The 24,269-nt window shown below is 60.4% G+C and carries 20 protein-coding genes, 1 tRNA gene and 1 riboswitch; of the genes, 10 read left to right on the top strand and 11 right to left on the bottom strand.

Features of this window, described 5'->3' with window-relative positions:
* The first annotated feature begins 16 nt into the window (after positions 1-16).
* The 5 genes from HB393_RS08700 (at position 17) to HB393_RS08680 (ending at position 7,052) form a co-directional block, all read left to right on the top strand.
* Positions 17-1,654 carry a M20/M25/M40 family metallo-hydrolase gene (locus tag HB393_RS08700; RefSeq protein WP_213804765.1) on the top strand — a complete coding sequence of 546 codons (1,638 nt, stop codon included), beginning with the start codon at positions 17-19 and terminating at the stop codon, positions 1,652-1,654.
* Between the two features lie 95 nt (positions 1,655-1,749).
* Positions 1,750-3,429 carry a M20/M25/M40 family metallo-hydrolase gene (locus HB393_RS08695; protein WP_213804764.1) on the top strand — a complete coding sequence of 560 codons (1,680 nt, stop codon included), beginning with the start codon at positions 1,750-1,752 and terminating at the stop codon, positions 3,427-3,429.
* Positions 3,426-4,187, top strand: a complete 762-nt coding sequence (locus HB393_RS08690; RefSeq protein ID WP_213804763.1) for an ABC transporter ATP-binding protein — start codon at positions 3,426-3,428, stop codon at positions 4,185-4,187. Before HB393_RS08695 ends, HB393_RS08690 begins: the two co-directional genes overlap by 4 nt.
* Positions 4,187-5,671 carry an ABC transporter permease gene (locus HB393_RS08685; protein ID WP_213804762.1) on the top strand — a complete coding sequence of 495 codons (1,485 nt, stop codon included), beginning with the start codon at positions 4,187-4,189 and terminating at the stop codon, positions 5,669-5,671. Before HB393_RS08690 ends, HB393_RS08685 begins: the two co-directional genes overlap by 1 nt.
* Before the next feature lie 22 nt (positions 5,672-5,693).
* Positions 5,694-7,052 (top strand): ABC transporter permease, encoded by a 1,359-nt coding sequence (locus HB393_RS08680; protein WP_213804761.1) that lies wholly within the window; start codon positions 5,694-5,696, stop codon positions 7,050-7,052.
* Positions 7,053-7,519: 467 nt separating this feature from the next.
* Here the strand turns inward: HB393_RS08680 and HB393_RS08675 are convergent, their stop codons facing one another.
* Positions 7,520-8,227 (bottom strand): SDR family oxidoreductase, encoded by a 708-nt coding sequence (locus tag HB393_RS08675; RefSeq protein ID WP_213804760.1) that lies wholly within the window; start codon positions 8,225-8,227, stop codon positions 7,520-7,522.
* 508 nt (positions 8,228-8,735) lie between these two features.
* Between HB393_RS08675 and HB393_RS08670 the strand changes: the two genes are divergently transcribed.
* Positions 8,736-9,566, top strand: coding sequence for a DUF4159 domain-containing protein (locus HB393_RS08670; protein ID WP_213804759.1), 831 nt, complete (start codon positions 8,736-8,738; stop codon positions 9,564-9,566).
* Between the two features lie 100 nt (positions 9,567-9,666).
* On the opposite strand, the gene HB393_RS08665 is transcribed toward HB393_RS08670, so the two are convergent.
* From HB393_RS08665 to purS, 9 genes are all read right to left on the bottom strand, one after another.
* Positions 9,667-10,176: a DUF4142 domain-containing protein gene (locus HB393_RS08665; RefSeq protein ID WP_213804758.1), complete on the bottom strand. Its 510-nt coding sequence runs from the start codon at positions 10,174-10,176 to the stop codon at positions 9,667-9,669.
* Positions 10,177-10,388: 212 nt separating this feature from the next.
* The gene (locus tag HB393_RS08660; protein ID WP_213804757.1) at positions 10,389-11,756 is read right to left on the bottom strand and encodes an FAD-dependent monooxygenase; all 1,368 of its coding nucleotides are present in this window, start codon (positions 11,754-11,756) and stop codon (positions 10,389-10,391) included.
* 232 nt (positions 11,757-11,988) lie between these two features.
* Positions 11,989-12,702, bottom strand: coding sequence for a GAF and ANTAR domain-containing protein (locus HB393_RS08655; RefSeq protein WP_213804756.1), 714 nt, complete (start codon positions 12,700-12,702; stop codon positions 11,989-11,991).
* A 219-nt stretch (positions 12,703-12,921) separates the two neighbouring features.
* The gene (gcvP, locus tag HB393_RS08650) at positions 12,922-15,843 is read right to left on the bottom strand and encodes an aminomethyl-transferring glycine dehydrogenase (RefSeq protein ID WP_213804755.1); all 2,922 of its coding nucleotides are present in this window, start codon (positions 15,841-15,843) and stop codon (positions 12,922-12,924) included.
* A gap of 46 nt (positions 15,844-15,889) precedes the next feature.
* Positions 15,890-16,375 carry a serine dehydratase beta chain gene (locus HB393_RS08645; RefSeq protein ID WP_213804754.1) on the bottom strand — a complete coding sequence of 162 codons (486 nt, stop codon included), beginning with the start codon at positions 16,373-16,375 and terminating at the stop codon, positions 15,890-15,892.
* Positions 16,376-16,493: 118 nt separating this feature from the next.
* Positions 16,494-16,581: riboswitch (glycine riboswitch) on the bottom strand.
* Positions 16,582-16,782: 201 nt separating this feature from the next.
* A complete protein-coding gene (gene hemG, locus HB393_RS08640; RefSeq protein ID WP_213804753.1) occupies positions 16,783-18,216 on the bottom strand; it encodes a protoporphyrinogen oxidase in 1,434 nt (477 codons plus the stop codon).
* A 106-nt stretch (positions 18,217-18,322) separates the two neighbouring features.
* A complete protein-coding gene (locus HB393_RS08635; protein ID WP_213804752.1) occupies positions 18,323-19,387 on the bottom strand; it encodes a ferrochelatase in 1,065 nt (354 codons plus the stop codon).
* Positions 19,384-20,460, bottom strand: a complete 1,077-nt coding sequence (gene hemE / locus HB393_RS08630) for a uroporphyrinogen decarboxylase (protein ID WP_345945113.1) — start codon at positions 20,458-20,460, stop codon at positions 19,384-19,386. The genes HB393_RS08635 and hemE overlap by 4 nt, the downstream gene beginning before the upstream one ends.
* Positions 20,461-20,724: 264 nt before the next feature.
* Complete coding sequence (purS, locus tag HB393_RS08625) at positions 20,725-20,970, bottom strand: phosphoribosylformylglycinamidine synthase subunit PurS (protein WP_213804750.1); 246 nt, start codon at positions 20,968-20,970, stop codon at positions 20,725-20,727.
* 146 nt (positions 20,971-21,116) lie between these two features.
* Between purS and HB393_RS08620 the strand changes: the two genes are divergently transcribed.
* Positions 21,117-21,674 carry an inorganic diphosphatase gene (locus HB393_RS08620; protein WP_213804749.1) on the top strand — a complete coding sequence of 186 codons (558 nt, stop codon included), beginning with the start codon at positions 21,117-21,119 and terminating at the stop codon, positions 21,672-21,674.
* A gap of 63 nt (positions 21,675-21,737) precedes the next feature.
* On the opposite strand, the gene HB393_RS08615 is transcribed toward HB393_RS08620, so the two are convergent.
* Positions 21,738-23,051 (bottom strand): APC family permease, encoded by a 1,314-nt coding sequence (locus HB393_RS08615; RefSeq protein ID WP_255550917.1) that lies wholly within the window; start codon positions 23,049-23,051, stop codon positions 21,738-21,740.
* A 144-nt stretch (positions 23,052-23,195) separates the two neighbouring features.
* Between HB393_RS08615 and HB393_RS08610 the strand changes: the two genes are divergently transcribed.
* The 3 genes from HB393_RS08610 to HB393_RS08600 all read left to right on the top strand — a co-directional run bounded on the left by HB393_RS08610 (position 23,196) and on the right by HB393_RS08600 (position 24,190).
* Positions 23,196-23,288, top strand: a tRNA-Ser gene (locus HB393_RS08610).
* A gap of 211 nt (positions 23,289-23,499) precedes the next feature.
* Positions 23,500-23,832 (top strand): helix-turn-helix transcriptional regulator, encoded by a 333-nt coding sequence (locus HB393_RS08605; RefSeq protein ID WP_213804748.1) that lies wholly within the window; start codon positions 23,500-23,502, stop codon positions 23,830-23,832.
* Between the two features lie 130 nt (positions 23,833-23,962).
* A complete protein-coding gene (locus tag HB393_RS08600) occupies positions 23,963-24,190 on the top strand; it encodes a helix-turn-helix domain-containing protein (RefSeq protein WP_213804747.1) in 228 nt (75 codons plus the stop codon).
* Positions 24,191-24,269: the final 79 nt, after the last annotated feature.

Below are 24,269 nucleotides of genomic sequence, written 5' to 3'. Positions count from 1 at the left end.
ACATCAGGAGTAATACATGCGCGTCAGAGCAATTTCGTTCGCCCTTATCGGGATCGTATCCTTCGGTCTCGGTTGTAAGAGCAAGACAGCCGATAAGCCGGTTGCCGACAACAAGCCAAAGCTGGGTATTCGTCCCCATGGGGATGAGACCATTCAGCCGGATATGACCAAGGTCCCGGCGGATCTGGCCAAGGTCTTTGACTATATCGATGCGCATATCGATGAACACGTCGAGAACCTACAGAAGTGGATTCAGCAGCCGAGCATCTCGAACAGTGGCGAAGGTATCCCTGAGAGCGCCGAGATGGTGAAGGGCTTCTTCGACAAGCTGGGATGCCAACAGACACGAGTCTATGACGTAGGCACGACGGAGTACGGCACCCCGGGCAACCCGGTGGTTTACGCGCACTGCGATGAGGGTGCGCCGAAGACGCTGGTCATCTACTGGCAGTACGACACCATGCCGGTGACGCAGCCGGAGAACTGGGTTGCGCCTCCTTTTGAAGGCCGGATTGTGGATGGAAAGACGGCTGGCGTGAACCCCGACTTCAAGAAGGTGTTGATCGGCCGCGGCGCGACAAACTCCAAGGGACCGGAGATGGCCGGTCTGAACGCGATCATGTCGATGAAGGCCGTGATGGGCAAGCTGCCCGTCAATCTGATCTTCGTCGCTGAGGGTGATGAAGAGCGCATGGATATTGGACTGCGCAAGTTCATGAAGGACCACTCGGACCTGTTCAAGGACGGCGACGCGATGCTCGGCGGCGGTGGCTCTGAGGGCTGCGTCTATGTCGAGCTCATGACCAGCGGCAAGAGCTGGGGCCGTGGACCGACGGTGTCGGACATTCATGGCGTCTTCAAACGCACAACAGATTCGCCGGCGTGGCGCCACATTCAAATGTTGGCTTCTTTGACCTCAAAGGACGGCAATACGCCTTTGATCAAAGGCTGGTTCGACAATATCGTGAAGCCTACTCCCGAGCAGTTGGAAGCATTGAAGAAGCAGGGTGAGAAGACTGACCTCGCCGTCCTCGCCAAGAACAACGGCGTTGCGCGCTTCATTGCGGATACACCGGAGAAGTTCTTGGAGATGGGACGGTATGGTACGTCCTTCAACCTGGATGGCATCTGGGGTGGCAACATGTATGCGGGCGGCGCCGGTGCGATTTTGCCGAACAAGATCACGTCCAAGCATGGCTTCCGCTATGTGCCAAACATGAATGGTCTTGACCTGGTGAAGAAGCTGCGTGCTCAACTGGATGCCAATGGCTATAAAGACGTTGAGATGAAGCTGATCGGCGATGTTCCGTGGGCCAAGAATCCCTCCAGGGATACTGACATCTCGCACGCTGGCGATGCGGCTTCAGCGATGATGGGTCTCCAGGCTCGTCCGGAGATGCCTGCTGCTGGTGGCTATTGGCCTGCATACGTCTTCACCGATCAGGAGGTCGGGGAGAAGGTCGGAAACGTAATGCTGCCGATGGGCGGTGCACGCGCCGGTTCGGGCGGTAGAGCGCACGCTGCGAACGAATACTTTGTCATTGAAGGCGCCGGTAAGACCTACGGTTACGCCGGAGCGGAGAAGACCGTTGCCGCGACGATCTACAACTACAGCAAGATGACCACTGTTGCTCCCAAGCCTAAGTCTCACTAGGTTTGGAGTTGTGACATTGTGACTGTTGGTGATCGGTCAGCGGGCTTGAATACGAGTAACAGAATTGAACTTTGAGAGACGATAGGAGTTTCAAGATGCGTTCGAAGGCTGCATTACTCGTAGTTTTAAGTGCTCTTGCAGGCGTGAACGGCTGCAAGGGCAAGCCCGCTGACCAACCGGTCGCCAACAGCAAACCCAAGCTTGGTATTCGTCCGCACGGTGACGAGACCCTTCAGCCTGACCTGAGTAAGACGCCTGCGGAGTTGAAGAAGGTCTACGACTACATCGACGAGCATATCGACGATCACGTCGAGAATCTGCAGAAGTGGATCCAACAGCCAAGTATCTCGAATAGCGGCGAAGGTATTCCCGAGAGCGCGGAGATGGTGAAGGGCTTCTTCGATAAGCTCGGCTGCCAACAGACGCGAGTCTACGATGTAGGCATCACGGAGTATGGCTCGCCTGGCAATCCTGTGGTCTATGCGAAGTGCGATGAGGGCGCTCCGAAGACGCTGGTCATCTACTGGATGTATGACACGATGCCAGTAACTCAGCCTGAGAACTGGGTAGCGCCTCCGTTCGAGGCACGGTTGGTGGATGGAGCGACCGCAGGTCTCAATCCTGCTTATAAGAAGGTTCTGATCGGGCGTGGAGCGACGAACTCCAAGGGACCTCAGATGAGCCAGCTCAATGCGTTGATGTCGATGAAGGCCACGATGGGCAAGCTGCCTGTGAACCTGATCTTCGTTGCTGAAGGCGATGAAGAGCGAATGGACATCGGGTTGCGCAAGTTTGTTAAGGACCATCCCGATCTCTTCAAGGGATCCGACGCCATGCTGATGTTTGGCGTTCAGGCTGAGAGCGGCGGCGCTGGAATCATGGGTGGATCTGAAGGCTGCGTGTATGTCGAGTTGACGACGAGCGGCAAGAGTTGGGGCCGCGGGCCAATCCAGTCGGATATTCATGGATCGAATAAGCGGTCGGTCGACAGTCCTGCCTGGCGTCACATGAAGATGCTCGCGTCGCTGGTTTCGGACGATGGCAATACGCCACAGATCAAGGGCTTCTTCGACAACATGGCTCCGTTGAATGAAGGCGAGATCAAGAAGCTGAAGGATTCTTCCTCCAAGGTTGACCTCGCAGTTGCGGCGAAGAACCTGGGAGTGGGCAAGTTCATCTCAGACGATCCGTTTACGATGCTCAAGATGGCGCGCTATGGAACGTCATTCAACCTCGATGGCATCTGGGGCGGAAACATGTATGCAGGCGGAGCCGGCGCGATTCTGCCGAACAAGATCACTTCCAAGCATAACTTCCGTTACATCCCGAATATGAACGGTCTGGATATCGTGAAGAAGCTTCGTGCCCAGCTCGACCACAACGGCTATAAAGATGTGGAAGTGAAGCTGATTGGCGATGTTCCCTGGTCGAAGATGTCTTACGACTCCGACATCGCCAGGGCGATCACCAAGACCTATACAGACTTCGGTATTCCGTACGCGACACCTGCGGATGGCGAGTCCATCCTGGGTGGTTACTGGCCTTCCTATCTCTTCTCCAATGGTCCAACGGGAGAGAAGATCGCGCCTGTCGCGATGCCTATCGCCGGAGGCGCTGCTGGGCATGGCGGCAGAGCCCATGCGGCAAATGAGTACTTCATTATCGAAGGTGCCGGAAAGGTCTACGGGATGGCGGGAGCTGAAAAGTCCGTCGCCACCATCGTCTACAACTACGCCAATGCTGGCGCACAACCCACAAAGAGCCCAAACCAATGACAACGACACCTGTAATCTCGATCAAGAACCTTACGAAGACTTATCAGATGGGAGAGGTAGCGGTTCATGCGCTGCGCTCCGTGTCGCTCAATATCAATGCCGGTGAGTTTGTAACCGTTATTGGTCCTTCCGGTTCTGGAAAGTCGACGCTGATGCATATCCTTGGCTGTCTCGACCAACCTACGAGCGGACAGTACTTCCTGGATGGCAAGGACGTCTCGCATCTCTCGGATGACGAGATTTCGTCGGTGCGCAACAGCAAGATCGGCTTCGTCTTCCAGGGGTTTAACCTGTTGACGCGTACCTCCGCGCTGGAGAACGTCGAGCTGCCGCTGCTGTACAGCAGCACGCCGGTCTCTGCCTCGGAGCGTCGCAACCGCGCCATGGCTGCATTGGAGGCGGTGGGTTTGGGCTCGCGTTATGAGCACCATACGAACCAGCTCTCGGGCGGTCAGCAGCAGCGTGTGGCGATCGCCCGGGCGCTGCTCAATAATCCTTCCATTCTGCTGGCCGATGAGCCTACCGGAAACCTGGACAGTCGCACCAGCGTTGAGGTAATGGACATCTTCCAATCGTTGAAGGAAGATCGAGGGATCACGATCGTGCTGATCACCCACGAGCCAGAGGTTGCGGCTTACGGCTCGCGCATCGTCGCTTTCAAGGACGGCTTGATCGTCTCCGATGAGCTCAACGAGCAGCGGCGGACAGCGCGTGGTGAACTGGCCGAGTTGCCAGTGGCGGTCGAGGAGACGGCGTAATGGCGATCAAGACGAGCTGGATCATCTCGCTGAAGGCTCTGCGCAGGAACAAGCTGCAGACGGCGCTGACGATGATCGGGATGACCATCGGCGTTGCTACCGTATTGACGATGATCGCGCTGGGCTCTGGAGCGCAGGCTGCGATTCAGGATCAGGTGAAGGCTGCGGGAATGAACCTGATCATCGTCAAAGCGGGCAATTACCAGTTGCAGCAGGAACGCGCTCCGGACGATGCGATTGAAAATGCCAAGGTCGAACCGGAACTTGGGTTCGGTTCCGGCGTGTATGTTCCAGGTAACGCTTTGCTGCGGCGAAGCCTGTTTCATCCGGAGGACGATCCGTTTGCAGTGCATGACCATCCGACCTCGCGGCAGCGGCTGGGCGACTCCGAGGCTGGACTGGGAGCCGCGGCTACGCTGACTATTCCGGATGCGGATGCGATCCGCAAGATCAACGGTGTTCAGTATGTCTCCGAAGGTATCCATGAGAATGCGCACGTTGGATATCAGGGACAGCGCTGGTTTACCCGCATGCATGGAGACGATGTCTCCATGCCGAAGATCAAGCGGGCCTGGGTGTTTACGCATGGCGATTACTTCACCAAGCGGCAGGAGGCGAATGCGGATCAGGTCGTGGTGCTGGGAAACATCGTCGCCGAGAAGCTTTTCGGCAAGGACAATCCCGTTGGCAAGACAGTCACGCTTTGGAACCAGAGCTTCAAGGTGACAGGCGTGATCAGCAGCAGCAACTGGATGGTTGCGCCGGCCGCGGGCGACGACGAGTTCGATGCGATCTACGTTCCTGTGACCACGGTGCAGAAGCTGCTGAATCTCACCAAGTTGAACGACATTACGATTACCACTCTTTCTACCGGCGATGTGACGCGTGTTTCCAAAGACATTACCGACTTGCTGCGCGGACGGCATAAGATCGCCTTTCGCACGCCGGATGACTTCCAGGTGACGAGCCAGGCGCGCAAGGCGCTTACGGGCGGCGGCATGCGGGCGGATATGCAGCGTTCCGTTGTAGGCAATGTTGCCGGCCTGGAGAAGGTCACGCTGGAGCAGCTGGGCAAGACGCTCGACCGAGCCAGCGCTACGATGACGGCGTTGCTGGCCAGCATTGCTACCGTGTCGCTGATCGTCGGCGGAATCGGCATCATGAACATCATGCTGCTGTCGGTGACGGAGCGGACGCGGGAGATCGGAATCCGGCGAGCGGTTGGGGCGCGCGCGCAGGATGTGTTGATGCAGTTCCTGCTGGAGTCGATCACGCTCAGTGTCGTTGGCGGTTTGTTGGGCATTGCTATTGGCTATGGCGTTTCGTTGTTCATCTCCAAGGTGCTGCAGTGGTCGACGCAGATCTCTCCGCTGTCGGTGGCGTTGTCGTTCGGCGTCTCCGCCGCGGTTGGAATCTTCTTTGGTTACTATCCCGCGAAGCAGGCTTCGCAGGTGCTTCCCATCGCTTCTCTCAAGTACGAGTAAGTTACCAAGCAGGTAGGAACCTATGCTGACTACGAGTTTACGAATTGCGCAAAAGGCTTTGAAGCGAAACAAGCTGCGGACCGGGTTAGCAATCCTGGGCATGACGATCGGCGTGGCGGCGGTGCTGACCATGTTTGCGCTGGGCACAGGGGCGCAGGAGTCGGTGTCGTCCGATGTGAAGTCGGCGGGAACGACGCTGATCTTCGTGCGGTCGGGCAACTTCACGCGTGGCGGCGAAGAGTCGCGCATCCCGACGGGTCTGGGAAGCACGAACTCTCTCGTACCCGCGGATGCGGACGCGATCGCCAAGATCGACGGGGTGAAGTACGCCTCGGCCAATCTGCGAGAGCGTACGTGGGTGGAGACTTCGAACCAGCGTTTCTATACGCAGGTGATCGGAGTCGACGTCAATCATCCGAAGGCTTACGGATGGGGATTTCCCAAGGGCAAGTTCTTCAAGTCCGACGATGTAGCTTCGGCGGCGCAGGTGGCGGTGATCGGGACCACGCTGCGGGACCATCTGTTTGGCGACGAGAATCCCGTCGGCAAGGAGGTTATGTTGCATAACCAGTCTTACAAGGTCGTCGGCGTGTTCGAGGCCAGAGACGAAGACCAGGGCGAGTACGCCATCATTCCGTATACGACGGCACAGAAGGTGCTGGGCACCAGCTCGATCCAGATGGTGACGGTGTCGGCGGAGCAGGCCGGAGATACGACACGCATCTCGGATGCGATCAAGGCGCTGCTACGGAAGCGGCACAATCTGGACAAGGCAGTACCTGCCCCGGGTGCACCGTCGGCGCTGGGCGGACTGCAGGCTCCAGGGTTGGGCGGCGGCGCGAATCCGGATGACTTCACGGTGAAGACGCAGGCTTCCGAGGCGTTGACCAAGGGGCTGAATACTTCGGTCGCCGCGTTCATCCTAGCGAATATGCCGCAGATGGACCAGACCAACTCGCAGGAGATGGCGGGCACGCTGAGCCGCGCTGGCTCCACAATGACCGCGCTGTTGGCGGCGATTGCGACGATCTCGCTAATCGTGGGCGGTATCGGCATCATGAACATCATGCTGGTGAGCGTGACGGAGCGCACACGGGAGATCGGCATACGGCGCGCGATCGGTGCGCGGCAGAGCGATGTGCTGCAGCAGTTCCTGGTGGAGGCCGTGACGCTGAGCGTGTTCGGCGGCGTGTTCGGAATCGCGATCGGGTTTATTGCCTCCTTTGTGATTACCAATGTTCTGCACTGGCCGGCTACGATCTCCATTACCGCGGTGGCGCTAGCGTTCGGGATTGCGGCGGTGACCGGTGTATTCTTCGGGTTCTATCCTGCGCGGCGGGCTTCGCAGCTTAGTCCTATCGACGCCTTGCGGTACGAGTAGGTGGAGGGGGGTGCCCCCCTTGCCCGGGCGTAAGCGGATTGGTATCAGCGACTTGCGTGGGTTTTGGCTGCGCAAAATCCTGATTCCAGGCAGCTTACGTCCAAAAGCGTGAGCCAGTTCGAGTTATGTCCTTTCTATTTGTCGTTACTGCGTTTGTTTTAAAGAGAGAGGCCCGGCTATTACGCCGGGCCTCTCTCTTGTTTGATCTCTAGTTCTATTTTACGGAATTGACCAAAACTAACATGCCACTTTTATCTGCATTGTTTTGTTATAGTTGAGCCGTTTTGGGGCTTGACAAGCGTTTTTGCTGGGGAATTTACGATAGCAGAGGTAAAAAGACGAGCGCTGCCGTGCTGCGTTCGCTCGATTCTTTTCCGTTCGAAGAGACTGCTCAAAGAGTGCGGAGATAGATATCGCTGGTCTGCCGCACCCTCTTGCGTTGTCTGTCCTTCGCCTGCCGGCTCTCGTCAGGCGGTTGGGTTGAGATAGTAGGGGTGGTCTCCGGAGAGGCTCTTCTTGACTGTCTGGGACTGCGCATCTGCCATGATCTCTTCCTGACCGTTCTCAAGTGCCTCGAGGGTAAGAGCGGCGATGCGTGAGGGATCGCTCTTCGGCAAAGTAACTCCCTTGCTCAGATCTGTATCGAGATATCCCACATGGAGACCCAGCACCTGAGTGTGGTTGTCGCGCAGGTTGATGCGGAGCGCGTTGGTGAAGCTCCACACGGCGGACTTGGTGGCGGAGTAAGGCGAAAGGATCGGTATCGAAAACCAGGTCGCATCGGAGAGCACGTTGATGATCGCTCCTCCGCCATTCTTCGCGAGAATGGGTGCGAAGGCTTGGGTGGTGAGGATTACGCCGTAGTAGTTGGTCTCAAAGAGCTGGCGAGCTTTTTCGACGAGGTTTGGGTCGAGCGTGCTGGTAACCAAGTTGGCGGTGCCCGCGTTGTTGATGAGCAGGGTGGTGTCGCCGCATTGCTCCGCGGCAGCCGCTACAGACGCGGGATCGGTGACGTCTATCTTGATTTGCACGACGCCCGGGATCTCTGTTGCGGTCGGATTTCTCACTCCGGCATAGACTTTGCTGGCGCCATGCGCGATTAGTTGCTGCGTGAAAGAGAGGCCAAGCCCGCGGTTTGCACCGGTAACGAAGACGACTGAGTTTTGGATTTTCATGAGGATTTCCTTTTCTTAAAGAGTGGTAGTGTTGGCCCGTCGTTCACAACGCAGCTCCCTCAGTGGAGAGCCAATCGTACGCCTCGGCGGCGAGTGATCGCCAGTGGGGAACGTTCGTTTCATTGAATCGATGAGAGCAAAGAAGAGTAAGTTCCACTGGATCATGCAAAAAGAAGATCGAAGCCAAGTTTGGCGAGACGATCCGTTTGGAGCGTTCCGAGATAAGAAGATGCCCGGGCCTCAATCGCAATCCTTGTGACTTGTCCCGATTGCTCATGTATTCCTGCCTCGCTTCGTCTCTCCTTGTAAGCATGACGAACATCATGTTTACAGAGATGAGCATGACATTCGTCATGCTGAAAGTCAAGCACTCTTTTTGAGGGGATGGGAGATGGCTTCGGAATGAGTTTGGTTCCCGGCTTTCCACATCCTCAGCATGATGCATCCCATGTGAATGGGTGCCTCGCTGCCGTGGTAATCTCGGGGCAGAACGTGGGGAGTGAGTGCCATGAAGATCTTGTGGCGATCGGGTTGGGTTCTTGTTTTCGTTGGAGTTGTGTGGGGTGTGTTGTATGCGCAGCGTCCGTTTCGTCAGTATCCGTCGGTTGAGGGATACTCTGAGACTCGGCCGCTGCCTCCGGAGTGGCAGCGGCGGACGGAGTGGGTCTTTGCGCGGTTGATGTTTCCGCCGGGGCCGCTGGATGGGTATCGGGGAAGATTCGATGGGGACTGGCGGGAGGGGCTTTCGCTTTGGACTCAGGATTATCCGGCGGCGGACAGGGCGTTTGCGCAGGCGGTTCGGCGGCTGACGCGGGTGGATGGCCGGTCGGTGGAGCAGCCGGTGAATCTGGATGATGGCGATGAGATCTATAACTGGCCTTGGCTCTATGCGGTTCAGGTAGGGGAGTGGGGGCTAACCGAGAGGCAGGCTAAGACGCTTCGCGACTATCTACTGCGCGGGGGATTTTTTATGGCTGACGATCTGCATGGCTCGGAGGAGCAGGCTTATTTTTATAAGACCATGAAGATAGTTTTTCCAGAGCGTCCTATCGTGGATATTCCCGATAGCGACCCGATCTTTCATACTGTCTTCGATCTGGACGATCGCTATCAGGTTCCGGGTGCGGAGCATCTGAGGACTGGTTACAAGAAGGATGGCAGGGTGCCGCACTGGCAGGGGATCTATGACGATAAGGGCCGCGTGATGGTAGCGATCTCGTTGAACTCGGATATTGGAGACTCGTGGGAGTGGTCGGATAATCCGAACTATCCTCTGAAGTATTCTGACCTGGGGATGCGTTTGGGTGTGAACTATGTTGTGTATGCCATGACTCATTGAGATCGTATTTGTGACGTGATTAATTGCTTATAGAAATGAAAAGCCCCCTTCGTTAGGAGGGCTTTCTTGTTTTACTAGCCTAGTAATTAGTAACTCGTAGTTACAGCTTTTTCTTCAGGTCGTAGGCCATGTTCTTGTGAGCTGCGACGGCTGTTTTGCCTTTGATTACTGCCGCACGGAACTTGGCGTCCTTTGTATCTTTGGCCTCGGAGGTGAAGGCGCTTAGAGCTTTGGAGTGGTCTGTGACCATCTGGTCGATGTACTCCTTATCGAAGTCCGCTCCGGAGAGTCCGTTCAACTTATCCAATTCTTTCTGATGATCGGCATCGGGGCCTGTGGGAGGAGTTAGTGCCCATGACTCTGCGAATGGCTTCATGCTCTCGGTCATCTTGGTGTGCTCGGTGACCATCTTCTCTGCGAACATCTTTACGGCGGGGTTGGTGCCTTTCTCCTCGGCGAGTTTGCTGAGTGCGATCTCGTTCTGGTCGGATTGCGCGGCCATTGCGAGGAACTTTTTGTCGTCGTCTGTCGCTGCCTTTGCCTTGGCAGGCATGAAAGTGGCAGCCAGGCCCAGTGCCATGCAACAGGTAAGTTGAGTTGTCTTGGTCATATTGATCTCTCCGATGTGCGGCTTGTGCCGCGTTTGGTCATCGAGTGAGAAGCAATTTTGTGTCCCGGCGTTGCACGGCTGGCGCTTGTTCTCTGAAAGAAGCGCGAGGATGGGCGGGCAATCGACGCCGGTCTAACCACTTGGAAGGCTGGAAGATTGATGGGTGGGTGAGCGTTGTGAGGACTTACTCGTTGGAGTAAGTCCTGGCTTCCTTATGCTGTTGCCATTTCCTCTTCGGCTCTTTGTACTAACTCTGGGTCGTCGAGGAGCTTTTGTGGCTTGAGGAGGTGTTTGACCTCGAGGAGTAACTTGTGGACCTCGGGATCGCTGATCGAGAGGCGATGGAGAGCGCCTTGACGCTTCAGTCTGTCCTTTAGATCGGAGGGACGTTCTCCGCGGGTCTCCTCGAAGACGAAGTCCTGGAGGGTGGACATGTTCCAAGGGTCCTCGACGAGAGCTTCGGCGTTTGCGAGGTAGGTTTGAGTGAGGGTTGCGAGGGGGTCGGTGTCGAAGGGCTGGACTTGTAACAGATGGCGGAGCATGTTCGCTTCCTGCAGGGCCACGGTCATTCCCTGACCGTGGATGGGGTTGAAGCGGCAGATAGCGTCTCCCATGGGAAATAGACCGCGGGGGAAGCGGGCGAGTTTTGCGAAGTGCCGCCAGATGCTTCCGTTGAAGCCGAACCGCTCCACTTGGCCGATGAGCCTTGTGTCCTTGATCTTGTTGTAGATGGTCATGGTCTCAAGACGTTGGGCGTTGGCCAGGAACGAGGCGTGATCGGCGACGGTGTTGTCCAGATCGCGACCGGCGAGGGTTACCTGGAAGACGCTATTTTCCGCTGGGAAGAGACCGCCGCCGCGATTGCGCTCCGGGGCTTTGGGCAAGCTGGCGATGATTTTGTAGTCGTCGGGGGTGCCGGGAGCTTCGAAGACGGCGGAGAGATAGCGGACGTCGACTTCGACGATGGTCTCCTCGGGCAAGGGCAGACCGGTGGATCTGAGGAAGGCCAGGGTGGGAGCGGCATGGGCGGTGGCGTCGACGACGACGTCCGCCGATATCATCTCGGAGACGCCATCGGAGTTTGCGTAGCGGACTCCGGCGACGATGCTGCCGTCGGCGGTTCCGAGGATCTCAAGGACGCGGCTTTCTCCACGCAAGGTGACGTTGCCGTATTGCTGGAGGCGACGGCGGATGGTGTGCTCCATCAGAGGGCGGGACATGGAGTAGGTGTAGATTCCCAGGGCGCGCTGGGGAAGGGGATCCGCGCCGGGGATCTCGTAGAGCACGTCGAAGCCGAAGTCGATTCGTATGGCTCCGGCCTGAACGAGGTCGTGGCGGAAGCCGGGGAAGAGGTCTTCGAGGGCCTCCATGCCGCCGGAGAGGAAGAAATGGGGGTGTTTCCCTTGTGGTACGCCGGGCCGGGGCATGGCTTCTGTTGGCAGGTGATCGCGTTCCAGAATGATCACTTCTTCAAAGGAGTCGGCGAGGGCGCGGGCGGCTGATAGTCCAGCGATTCCAGCGCCGATTACAACGGCGCAACTGCCCATTGGGGATGCGATCTTTACAGCTTCCTGATTCATCTCGGATGCCTCCTCCCATGAAGGCGCTAAGAGTACGAACACCTCTTGCGAGTGGTTATTCCTAGGCGCGGTGGGGTGTCCGGCCCACGTTTTCAGGGCAGGGCCGCGAAGAGTTTCTTAGGTAAAGGGGTGGGTTTTTATGGTGCGGAAGGAGGGTATCCAATGTTCCTCTTCGCGAGGGTGCGGGTGTCGCGAAGAGGAGAACCGTGGCCGTTTGGATGGTGCGGAGGGACTAGGTTCCGGTGCGGAGTTCTTCACCGAGGATGATGGCTTCGGCGATCTCGCGCATGGGCTTGCGCTTCTGGCGGCTGAGCTTCTGGAGGGTGAGGTAGGCGTTCTCTTCGTCGACAGAGAGCTGACGCTGGAGGATGCCCTTGGCGCGCTCCATAAGCTTGCGGTTTTCAAGCTGGCGCTGCATCTCGGCCTTTTCGGTCTCGATGCGGGCTAGTTCGAGCTCTGCGCCGACGAGGTAGCCGATGGTGGTGATGAGACGGATCTCGCGCTCGGTGTGGTGGTGGGGCTGGCGGTGCTGGAGGTTGATGACGCCTACGACGCGGCCTCGACAGAGAATCGGGACGGAGAGGAAGGCCTCGTAGAGATCTTCGGGCAGGTCGTGGAACATGCGGAAGCGGGTGTCGGTGGAGGCGTGGCAGGTGATGGCCACGGTCTGGCGGTGTTCGGCGACCCATCCGGTGATGCCCTGGCCGAGCGACAGGCCGAGGCGGTGAAGGAGATCGGCGTGGGGGTTCTTCGAGGCGCTGAGCACGAGTTGGTCGCCCTCGAGGACGTAGACCAGGCAGGAGTCGCAGCGCACGAGGTCCGAGATGAAGTCCAGGATGTGCTGAAGGATGGAGTCGAGCGAGTCGGCGGCTGCCATGCGGCTACCGATCTCGTGCAGGAACTCTACGTCTTGTGAGTCTTCGATTCGCTTCGTCAAGTAATCCATGGGTAACGCTCCTGAGCTAGCGGTGTCTGATTGTCTTCCGCGCTGGACTTCATCTGGTTGCAGCGTTTTCCGACGATCTTCGTACTCAAACCCTTGACAGCATCGTTCATGCTGCGGGAATCCTGTTGTGTCAGCGGTAGAACTGTTTCTTAGCCATCCTGCGATGGTCTGTTTGAGCTTCGCCGCAGGCATCCTCTGCCGGCGGCGCGGGGACTTGGGCTACTCCGAAATTACTTCGCAGTACTCTGCGGTTGGAGGGCAGGAGCAAAAGAGGTTGCGGTCGCCATAGACGTTGTCGATACGGTTTACGGGGGACCAATATTTGTCGGTGCGGCGCGAGGTGGGCGGGAAGCAGCCCTCTGCGCGGGTGTAGCGGCGATCCCAGACGTCGTCGGCGAGGTCGTAGACGGTGTGCGGGGCGAAGTGGAGCGGGCTTTCGTCAGCGGTGAACTTCCCGCTCTCGATGTCGGCGATCTCGCCGCGCATAGCAATCATAGCCTCGCAGAAGCGGTCGATCTCGGCTTTGGATTCAGATTCCGTGGGCTCGATCATAAGGGTTCCGGCGACCGGAAAACTCATGGTGGGGGCGTGGAAGCCGTAGTCGATGAGGCGCTTGGCGATGTCGTCGACGCTGACGCCGCAGGAGGTTTTGAGGGGGCGGGTATCGAGGATGCACTCGTGGGCTACGCGGCCGTGCTCGTTCTTATAGAGGACGGGGTAGTGGGGATCGAGGCGCGCGGCGATGTAGTTGGCGTTGAGGATGGCGACTTCGGTGGCCTTGGTGAGGCCTTCGCCGCCCATGAGCAGGATGTAAGCCCAGGAGATGGCGAGGATGGAGGCCGAGCCGTAAGGAGCGGCGGAGACGGGGCCGACGAGCGAGTCGCCGGTGAGCTCCGGGTGGCCGGGAAGGAAGGGGGCGAGGTGCTTGCGCAGGCCGACCGGACCTACGCCGGGGCCGCCGCCGCCGTGGGGGATGCAGAAGGTCTTGTGGAGGTTGAGGTGGCTGACGTCCGCGCCGAACTTGCCGGGGTAGACGACTCCGACCTGGGCGTTGAGGTTGGCTCCATCGAGGTAGACCTGGCCTCCGCACTCGTGGACGATCTCGCAGATCTCGCGGACGCGCTCCTCGAAGACGCCGTGGGTGGAGGGGTAGGTGATCATGACGGCGGCCAGGATGTCGGCGTAGTGAGTAGCCTTTTCGCGGAGGTCTTCGACGTCGACGTTGCCGTGCTCGTCGCAGCGGACTCCGACGACCTCCATGGCGGCCATCTGGGCGGAGGCGGGGTTGGTGCCGTGGGCGGAGGCGGGGATGAGGCAGATGTTGCGGTGCCCTTCGCCGCGGCTGCGGTGGTATGCGCCGATGGCGAGGAGACCGGCGTACTCGCCCTGGGCTCCGGAGTTGGGCTGGAAGGAGAAGGCGTCGTAGCCGGTGATGTCGCAGAGGCGCTGCTCGAGGGCGCCGATCATCTCGGCGTATCCGGCGGCTTGCTCACGGGGGCAGAAGGGATGGAGGTTGGAGAACTCAGGCCAGGTGACAGGCACCATCTCGGTGGTGGCGTTGAGCTTCATGGTGCAGGAGCCGAGGGGAATCATGGCGCGGTCGAGGGCGAGGTCGCGGTCGGCGAGGCGGCGCATGTAGCGGAGCAGCTCGGTCTCGGAGTGGTACTGGTTGAAGACGGGGTGGGTCAGGATGGGGGTAGAGCGAAGCAGGGATGCCTGAATGGTTTCGTGGGACTCGATCTCGACGAACTTCGGGGCGTCGCCGAAGCAGGACCAGAGGGTCTCGATGAGGGCAGGGGTGGAGGTCTCGTCGAGGCTGATGCCGAGCTTCAGCTCGGGGCTGCCGTCGGGAGGACAGATGTGACGCAGATTGATCCCGGCGTCGACGGCGGCCTGGTGGATCTGCTCGGTGAACTGGCCGGTGTGGATGGTGAGGGTGTCGAAGAAGTGTTCGGGCTCGACGGTAAAGCCGAGGGCGGTGAGTCCGGCGGCGAGCTTCGCGGTGAGGCGATGGACGCGGGTGGCGATGGCCTTGAGGCCTTCGGGCCCGTGGTAGACGGCGTACATACCGGCCATGACGGCGAGCAGGACCTGCGCGGTACAGATGTTGGAGGTGGCCTTCTCGCGGCGGATGTGCTGCTCGCGGGTCTGGAGGGCGAGGCGGTAGGCCTGAGCGCCGCGGGAGTCGATGGAGACTCCGACGAGTCGTCCGGGGAGCGAGCGCTTGAGGGAATCGCGGGTGGCGATGTAGGCGGCGTGCGGTCCGCCGTAGCCCATGGGGACTCCGAAGCGCTGGGAGGAGCCGATGGCCATGTCCGCGCCGAGCTCGCCGGGTGAGGCGAGGAGGGTGAGGGCGAGGGGATCGGTGGCCATCACGGCGATAGCGCCGGCGGCGTGGAGCTCGACGATGGTCTGGCGGTAGTCGACGATCTCGCCGTGGGTGCCGGGGTATTGGAAGATGGCTCCGAAGACCTCCGAGGGGACGAGGTCGCTGGCGGCGTCGCCGAGGACGAGCTCCCAGCCGAGAGGTTTGGAGCGGGTCTCGAGGACGGCGATGGTCTGGGGGTGGCAGTTGCGGTCGACGAAGAAGCGGTTGGAGTCGGACTTGGCGGAGCGCTTGGCCATGGCCATGGCTTCGGCTGCGGCGGTGGCCTCGTCGAGCAGCGAGGCATTGGCGATGTCGAGGCCGGTGAGGTCGCAGATCATGGTCTGGAAGTTGATGAGGGCTTCGAGGCGGCCCTGGGAGATCTCGGGCTGGTAGGGGGTGTAGGCGGTGTACCAGGCGGGGTTTTCGAGGATGTTGCGCTGGATGACGGCGGGGACGAGCGTGCCGTAGTAGCCCTGGCCGATGAGCGAGATGAGGACCTTATTTTTGGCGGCGACGGTGCGGAGGTAGGCGATGGTGTCTACCTCTGAGAGCGCGGGGCCGAAGGTGAGCTTGCCGGGATCGAGGATGGAAGCAGGAACGGCGGCGGCGATGAGCTCGTCGAGGGTTCCAAGGCCGATGGTGCGGAGCATGGACTGGACATCTGCATCGGTGGGTCCTATGTGGCGCTGGGCGAATGCTGCGGTGGCGCTCATTTGGGTCGTGCTCCCGGGGGTCTCTGCTGCGTTGTTTGCTATAACGTTTGCGGTTGCCATATGTTGCGCTCCTTGACGACGTGGTCAGGTCGAATGTGTGCGGTGATCAGCACTCGGTGAAGCTGAGTGGGTCTCTGCCGGTTGCGTGGTATTGGCGCGTCACGAAGGGGTGGACGCAGTGATAGGCCGTGAGGCGAATGCCGTCGGGTTGGGACGGCTGAAGGGCGGTCGGGGTGACGATGAGATGTTCTTCAGGGCTGAAGGGAACCTCGATGGCGCCGTTGAGTTGGAAAGATTTGGTGACGCGGATGGTGTCTAAAAGGGCGAGCGCATGCTCGGCGGTGAGGCTGGGGTGCTGGCCGGCGAGTCCGAGGAGGACGCCAGCGGCGATGCGGTCGGCGTGGGCAGGATCGGCGATGCCGCCGAAGATCTCGATGAGGACAGAGGTGGGGGAGAATCCGGCAGGGGCGCCAGAGAAGGCGGAGGCAAAGTTCAACGCGGGGGCGAGCGCCTCGGGCACGAAGGGCAAGGAGCCGAGCGATGCCGGTTGGGTGAGACGGGCGTCTTTTTGCTGGACTTCTTGAATCACCACGGACGCACACCTTTCAGCAAGCTGAGAATCAGCTTCTTAGTGCGCCCCTTCTGTATCTTTGCCTGAGATTGTTATCCCGTCGGCGGACACCTTCGAGGTGCCTCTCTCCAGAAGTTTGATTGCTGTCGCGGTCCTTTTGCCTGAGAGTTTCCGGGGCGGTTGCTCCTTCGGCGTCGGACTGAACCGATCTCTCCCGCGATAGCATTTACTTTTCTATGGTGATTCTAGTGGGGGTACTTCGACAGAAGAGGTGCCAATTGCGGGCTATAAAACCTATCCTGGAGTGTTCAAGCTGAAACAATTTCTGTTTTTTGGACTGTCCTCAATGTAGCTCGAATCGGATGCCGTGGCAAACAATTTGTATCTGGAGATGAATTTTTCGTATACCGGCGATGAAATTGTTCGCTTCAGGATGAGATAACTCCTCTGGCTGCACTGCGGGCGTCGCGGACGAGATCGGGCAGGCCGACGCCTCTATAGCCGTTGCCGAGCAGGTGAAGGCCAGGCATTGCGGCGACACGGTTGTTGAGTTCGGCCATACGCTCCAGATGGCCTACGGAGTATTGGGGGAGGCTGCGCGGCCAGCGGCGGACGACGGTGATGGTGGCGTCGGGCAAGGGGCCGAGGATGCGGGCGAGTTCAAGGCGGGCGACGGAGGCGATCTCGTCGTTGCCGCAGCCCATCATGCGCTCGGCGGTCGGGCCTCCGAAGAAGGCGCGGACGAGCCGGGCTCCGGAGGGGACGCGATGGTTGAACTTCTGGTCGGTGAAGGTGCCGGCGAGGAGGCGGCTGGGCGTCTTCGCGGCGAGGCCTTCGCTTCCGTTGGTGGAGGCGTGGTGCGGGGGGACGAGGAAGCCGAAGCCGGAGGGGACGGGGAAGCGGGAGGCGTCAGGAAGGGCGAAGGCGATGATGACAGCAGAGCTGGCTTCCATCTTGAGGAGACCAGCGGCGTAGGAGTCGTGGGGCGCGAGGAGGCTGCGGGCGATGTCGACGGGGGTGGCGATCATGAGCTCGTCGAAGTGTTCGGGTGTGGCTTTGTTGCCGGAGCAGCGGACGGTCCAACCGGTCTCGTCACGGCCGATGGCGGCGACGTTAGAGTTCATGCGCAGCCAGGTGGGAGGGACGGTGGCGACCATGCGCTCGATGAGGGTGGCCAGGCCGCTGCGGAGGGTGGTGAAGATGGCGGCGTTGCTGCCGTTCTTCGGTGCGCGGGACTGGAGGGCGGTGATGAGGCTGCCGTGCTCGCGCTCCATGGCGACGAAGGGGGCCATGACGGCGCGGACGCTGAGGGTGGCGACGTCGCCTCCGAAGACTCCGCTGAGGAGCGGCGCGGCGATGGTGTGAAGGACCTCGGGGCCGAAGTGGCGGCGGACGAAGTCGGCGACGCTCTCGTCGGTTGCGGGGGCGCTGGCTTTCAACTCTTGGGCGCGGCTGGGCTCGTCGCGGAAGGACTGACGGGCGGCGGAGGTGAAGAGGCTGGATTCATCCAGGGCGGCGAGGTCGGTGGGAACCATCATGCGCATGCCGTCGGGGATGGCTTGCAGGCGGTCGTCCTTGAGGATGTAAGTGCGGCGGGTGGCGTCGTTGGAGGGGAGCAGCTCTTCGGAGAGGCCGAGCTCTTCGGCGAGCTCGCGGGCCCAGGGCTTTTCGGTGACCCAGCCGTCGGGGCCGCCTTCGATGATGAAGCCGCCCTCGCGGATGGTTTCGACGATGCCGCCGAGGCGGGAGGAGGATTCGAAGAGAGTGGCTTCCACGGCTGCGCCGTCGCGGGCGAGGCGGGCGAGCTCGTAGGCTGCGGTGACTCCGGCGATTCCGCCGCCGATGATGGCGATTCTTCTCATAGTGTCCTTAAAGAAGTTTGGCACAGAGTGGGCGCGAGATGGGAGGCACGATAACCACCCTATTTGCGATGGACTGCATCAAGGGTGGGCATCCGCTTTTGTGGCTCTATTGGGGTTGGGCGATGGCTTCGTCTAAGTCGGCGTGGTAGGCGCCGGAGGCGATGGTGGCGAGGGCCTCAATCAGGGTGGGGGAGTCGTTGAGGGATTCGGCGCGCCAGAGCTTGAGGCCGAGCTCGCGGGCGGTCTGGGTGAAGGCGATATCGATATCGTAGAGGATTTCGACGTGGTCGCAGAGGAAGCCGATGGGCTGCATGACGACGCCGGGGTGGCCCTCGGTCTTGATGGCCTTGAGGATCTCCTCGACGGTGGGGCCGATCCAGGGGCCGCCGCTGATGCCCTGGCTTTGGAAGGCGAAGTACCAGTCGGAGTCGTGGAAGCCGACGACGGCGAGACGGTCTGCGACGAGCTGGGCGGTGCGTTTTGCCTCGACGGGGTAGGGGTCGGGACCTGTGGGGATGGCGCTGGGACGGCCTGCGGAGGAGGACATGCCGGGGCGGGCAGCCGCGGCTTCGCCGGTCATGATGGTGCGGCAGGGGACGGAGTGGGCGGTGAAGAGGACAGGGACGCGGCGGGGGTGTCCTGGGGAAGACACGCTGGCGCAGGCTTCAGCCCAGACGGGCCAGAGTCTTTCGGCGAAGGCCTGGGCGAGGAGCGGGTGTTCGGCCCAGCCGGCGACGAACTCGACCTCCATCTCGGTGGCGGCGGCGAGCAGGGCGCGGCGGTAGAGGCCAACGCTGGTGCGGGAGTTCTGCGGTGCGAGGCAGATGGCCTTGATGTGGGTGACGCCGTCGGCTCGCATCTGGGCGACCACGTCGGCGATGTAAGGGTGCCAGTTGCGCATTCCGACATAGACTTTGGTGGTCTTGAGGGTCTGTTCCAGGAGCGAGCCCTGTTTGAGGGTCCAGCGGGTTAAGGGCGGACCTTCGGGGAGCGGCTCTTCTTTGAGGCCGATCTCGGCGTAGCGGTGCTGGAGCTCTTTAACGACCTCGTCCGGGAGGGCGCGACCTCCGGTGACTTTGCTGAGGTACTCGGCCATCTCACTGAGGCGGTTGGGGGTGCCGTGGGCGAGGAGCAGGATGGCGGCATGGCCGGGCTGCGCTTCCTGGGTCATATCTTGCCGTACTCCTTGACCCATTGGACGACCTGGATGACGTTTTCGACCGGGGTGCCGGGGACGATGCCGTGGCCGAGGTTGAAGATGTGGCCGGGACGCTTTTCGGCGGTGTGAAGGACCTCCAGGACACGAGCTTTGAGGACGGCTTCGGGGGCGAAGAGGGTGATGGGGTCCAGGTTGCCCTGGACGGCGCGGGTATGGCCGATGGACTTCCAGCCGACGTCGAGGGGGATGCGCCAATCGAGGCCGAGGACGTCGGCTCCGGTCTCGCGCATGGTGGGGAGGAGCGATGCGGTGTCCACGCCGAAGTAGATGACCGGGACGCCGAGGGCCTGGATGCGCTGGACGAGCTCTGTCGTGGGGGCGAGGCAGTACTGGCGGTAGTCGGAGACGCTGAGGGCTCCGGCCCAGCTATCGAAGACCTGGATGACGTCGGCTCCGGCCTCGACCTGCTGGGCGGCGTAGCCGACGAGGACGGTGACGAGCTTCTCCATAAGGAGAGGCCAGGCCTTGGTGTCGCCGTACATGAGCTTTTTGGTCTCGATATAGTTGCGGGAGGAGCCGCCTTCGATCATGTAGCTGGCGAGGGTGAAGGGAGCGCCGCAGAAGCCGATGATGCCGAGCTGATCGCCGTCGGGCCGGGGACGGGAGAAGTGGGCGACGACCTTTTCGATGGAGCGGGCGACGTAGCTGAGCTCGTCGATGCGGTCGGTGCGAAGGGCGACGACCTGCTCGGCGGAGCGAATGGGGACGTTGACGACGGGGCCTTCGCCGGCGAGGAACTCGAAGTCGAGTCCCATGGGGGTGAAGGGGAGCAGCAGGTCGGCGAAGATGATGGCTGCGTCGACGCCGAGGCGCTCGGCGGCGGTGATGGTGACCTCGGAGGCGACCTCGGGGGTGCGGCAGATGTCGAGCAGCGAGTGGTGCTTGCGGACGGCCATGTACTCCGGCATGTAGCGTCCGGCCTGGCGCAGAAACCAGACGGGGGTGCGGTCGACGGGCTGCCGGAGGCAGGCGCGGACGAAGCGGCTGCCTTCCGCTGCCGGTTGGAGGGGATTCGCCCTTTGAATCTCTGGGGGTGTTTGCTGGGGGATTTGGTTCAAGTGTCTCTCCATGCCTGCCCCTTCGAGCCTAGCACTTGGAAGTGTATGTCCCAAGACTGGGTCCGATCCGCGTTGACTGGACTGAAATGGGAGGGTGAGCTTTGACGTGTGGCTTTGTTTAAGGGTTCGGGGCCGCCCTCTGCGAGAGGATCGGGCTGCGACTTTTGGGTAGGCGGGTTGGACCCGCCGAGCCCTTAGCCGGTGGGTCCGTAAGCCGGGTCCTGGGCTGGGTTAGCCTTCGATCCGGAAGGAAAATTCTTCGATGACGGGGTTGGTCAAGACTTCGCGCGCGATGCGTTCGACTTCGGTCTGCGCGGCTGCGGGCTCCTGGCCGTCTTCGAGGGTGAGCAGGAAGTATTTGCCTTGACGCACGTCCTGGACGCCGCGGTATTCCATGCGGCGAAGTGCATCGGCTACCGTCTGGCCCTGAGCGTCGAGCACGGTTCGTTTGAGAGTGACATAGACATGGGCCTTCATGATGTCTGATTATAGACAAGGTGGCAGAAAGCGCTCGAGCCGCCGACCTGATCCTCGGGCGCCGAGTGTGATACCCGCGATAACATCAGCAACCTTCATCGATATCAGCGCAACAATTTCCCAAACGAGAAGAGATGCCAGAATTTATGCCGAATTATCTAGAGTTGCCAGTGGGGGAGCACTCCCCGGAAGTGATCAACGCCGTCATTGAGATTCCCCACGAGGGCATCAACAAGTACGAATACGACAAGGAACTGCATGTATTCCGGCTGGACCGGAACCTGTACTCGCCGGTGCACTACCCCGGGGACTATGGCTTCATTCCCAGTACGCTGGGCGAAGATGGCGATCCGCTGGATTGCCTGGTGCTGGTCGACGCGCCGAGCTTTCCCGGTTGCGTGATGGAGGTTCGCCCGATCGGCGTGCTGGAGATGCTGGACCAGGGCCTGGGCGACGAGAAGGTACTGTGCGTCGGTAAGGGCAATCCGCGCTATAAGGATGTCTGGAACTTCTCCGAGATCTATCCGCACATGCTGCGGGAGATTACGCACTTCTTCGCGATCTACAAGGACCTCGAAGGCAAGCGTGTCGAGGTAAAGGGTTGGCGGGACGCCTCGTTCGCACGGAACAAGGTGCTGGAGGCGCAGCAGCGCTTCATCGACAACAAGGCGAATCCGCAGCCGAAGCCGGTTCCGCACGAGTAGTTTTTTGTTGGGATACAGAAGCCCCCGTTTGCGCTGAGTCTGGCGCGGCGGGGGCTTTTTCTTTCAGGCGGTCCGTCTGCGGGCGATGAGGTAGACGAGAGGGCCTGCCGCGCCGATAAGGGCGGCGAAGACCAGAGCAGGCATTCCGGCGATGCGCTCGTCGCGTGCGGCCCATAGGGCGTAGGCGATGAGCGCTGCAGGGCCGAGGCCGACGGTGATGGCACCGATCATGCCTCCGGGGACGCGGAAGGGCCGGTGCATCTGCGGTGCCCGGATGCGGAGGAGGATGAGAGCGACGAACTCCAGCAGGAGCGCGGCTCCGTAGAGGACGAGGTCGATGGAGATGAGGCGCTCGAAGGTGAAGCCGAGGGCGAGTGCCCAGGCGACGCTGCAGGCGATGACGCTGACCCAGGGGACTCCGTTGGACCAGCGGCGGGCGAGGAGCTTGGGCAGCAGACCGTCTTCGGCCATGGCGTAGGGCAGGCGGGTGAGCGAGAGGGTGAGGGCGTTGAAGGTGCCGAGGCCGTCGAGCGAACCGGCGAGGACCACGGCCATGGCGAGGACGGGTCCGCCGAGGAGCATGGCGGCGTCGACCCAGGCTCCGGTGGAGAAGCGCTCGGCGGGGATGCCTGCCAGCCAGACCGCTGCAAGCGGCAGAGTATAGACGCACATGACCACGAGGGCGGAGCTGAGCATGGCGCGGGGGTAGGCCTTCTGCGGGTTTTCGACCTCCTGGGCGATGGTGGAGGCGTTGTCCCAGCCCATGTAGTTCCACATGGCGACGAGGACGGCTCCGGCGATATCCATCTGGGCGGGTGGGCCGCCTGCGGCGACGGCTACTCCGTGGTGGAGGCTGTGCCAGACCGCCAAGCCGATGAGGACGACGAAGGGCGAGAGCGAGATGACCATCATGCGCTGCGAACCGCTGCCGACGGCGGCCGCGCCGCGCAGGTTCCAGAGGGCGGAGATGGTGACGATGACGAGCTTGAGGAGGAGGCCGCGGTATCCGGCGGTGAGGTTGGGCGCGACGTGCGAGAGATAGAGCACGAAGGTGGTGGGGTAGATCGCCATGTCGAAGACGCTGGCGGCGAGGGAGAGCCACGCCTCTTGAAAGCCCCAGAATGGGCCCATCGCCTGGCGCACCCAATGGTAGAAGCCGCCCTCGCAGGGCATGGCGGAGGCGAGTTCCCCGACCATGAGCGAGGTGGGGAGGCTCCAGAAGATGGGGATGAGCAGAAGCAGAAGAAAGGCGCGGCCGTAGCCGGCCATGCCGATGATGTCTTCCAGGCCGTAGGGGCCGCCCGAGACCATGAAGTACGTGGCGGCGATGAGAGGCAGCAGGCGCAGCCTCTTCATGCCGGTGGTTCTTGTTGCCAATTGTGCCTCTTTCTTACCGCGCGGCGGGCGGCGGAGTTGGGAACGGGCGGGCGGTGAAATGGGCCAGTTGAGACAAATCTAAATGAGAGGAAGCCACAGCGGGCGGGTGCACGATATAATCAGCGAAGTCGCGACGAAAGTGCTGGAGAGTTGGCCGAGTGGCTGAAGGCGGCGGTTTGCTAAACCGTTATAGGACCAAAAGTTCTATCGGGGGTTCGAATCCCCCACTCTCCGCCAGTATCCTGTCTAAATCACTGAAAACAGATCTAAATTTACTAGAATGAGCATGTAGGCCGGTTTGCCATGTTTGCCATGTTGCTCGATTTTGGCATGCTTAGGCGATCTTCTCGCGATTTTTCTAGCAACGGCGAATTCTTCTAGCAACGGGCTAATCACTCCCTCTACGTGATATGTTGGCTGTCTTCAATAGATTGTCCAGGGGTTGTGAATGCGGAAACGCGGGAGCGGATCGCCCGATGAACTTGATAAAGTTGAGTTCGTCCGTCAACAACTTTGGAACATCCAGAAGCTTTCTTCCGACCCCAAGCACAACGTTGGACCGGACCAGGTTGGCCGAAGCATAAAGAGCGGCCCAGCGGTAGCTCGCGTGGTGACTTATATGGACCGTCACGGCCTCAATCAGGAAGCGTTCGCAGAGGCGGCTGGATTGAGCAGTCGGACCCTTCGCAACATCTTCCACAGCCATAATGCACGGCGAGCTACATGGGTTCAAATCGCAAAGGCGATGGGCACGACAGCGGAGGAGCTCCTCCTTAGCTAGTCGATTTGGTCCGCTATTCTTCCGCTATTCTTCCTCGATTCTTCCTCGACTCTTCCTCGACTCTGCCTTTGATTTCGCTCATGCTCATCGAAGCGTCGGATGTGGAGCATGTGTGCAGAGAGAGGATCGAATGTCGACGAAAAAAGTTCAACCAACGGAACCCGAATCACTGACGGAAGTCGATGAGTACCTGAAAGTAGGACAAGTCGCGAAGACGATGCACTGCTCTGCTACATCGGTGTATCGGCTTGCGAGAACCGGCGTCATACCCGCTTTTACGCACGCCGGAATGGTTCGCATCCCGCGTTCCGGGCTTCACGCTTGGCTGAAGGCCAACACGACTCCTGATGCCAAGTGAAGAACGCGCCCCCGGGTGCGACCGGAGGCGGGGAAAGGACGTTCATGGATAGGGCAACAATAGCATGCACGAGCCTTCG

This window comes from Granulicella sp. dw_53, assembly GCF_018449545.1.
Lineage (GTDB): Bacteria > Acidobacteriota > Terriglobia > Terriglobales > Acidobacteriaceae > Edaphobacter.
The sequence above is the reverse complement of the archived record's forward strand: the minus strand, read 5'-3'. Positions and strand labels throughout refer to the sequence as shown.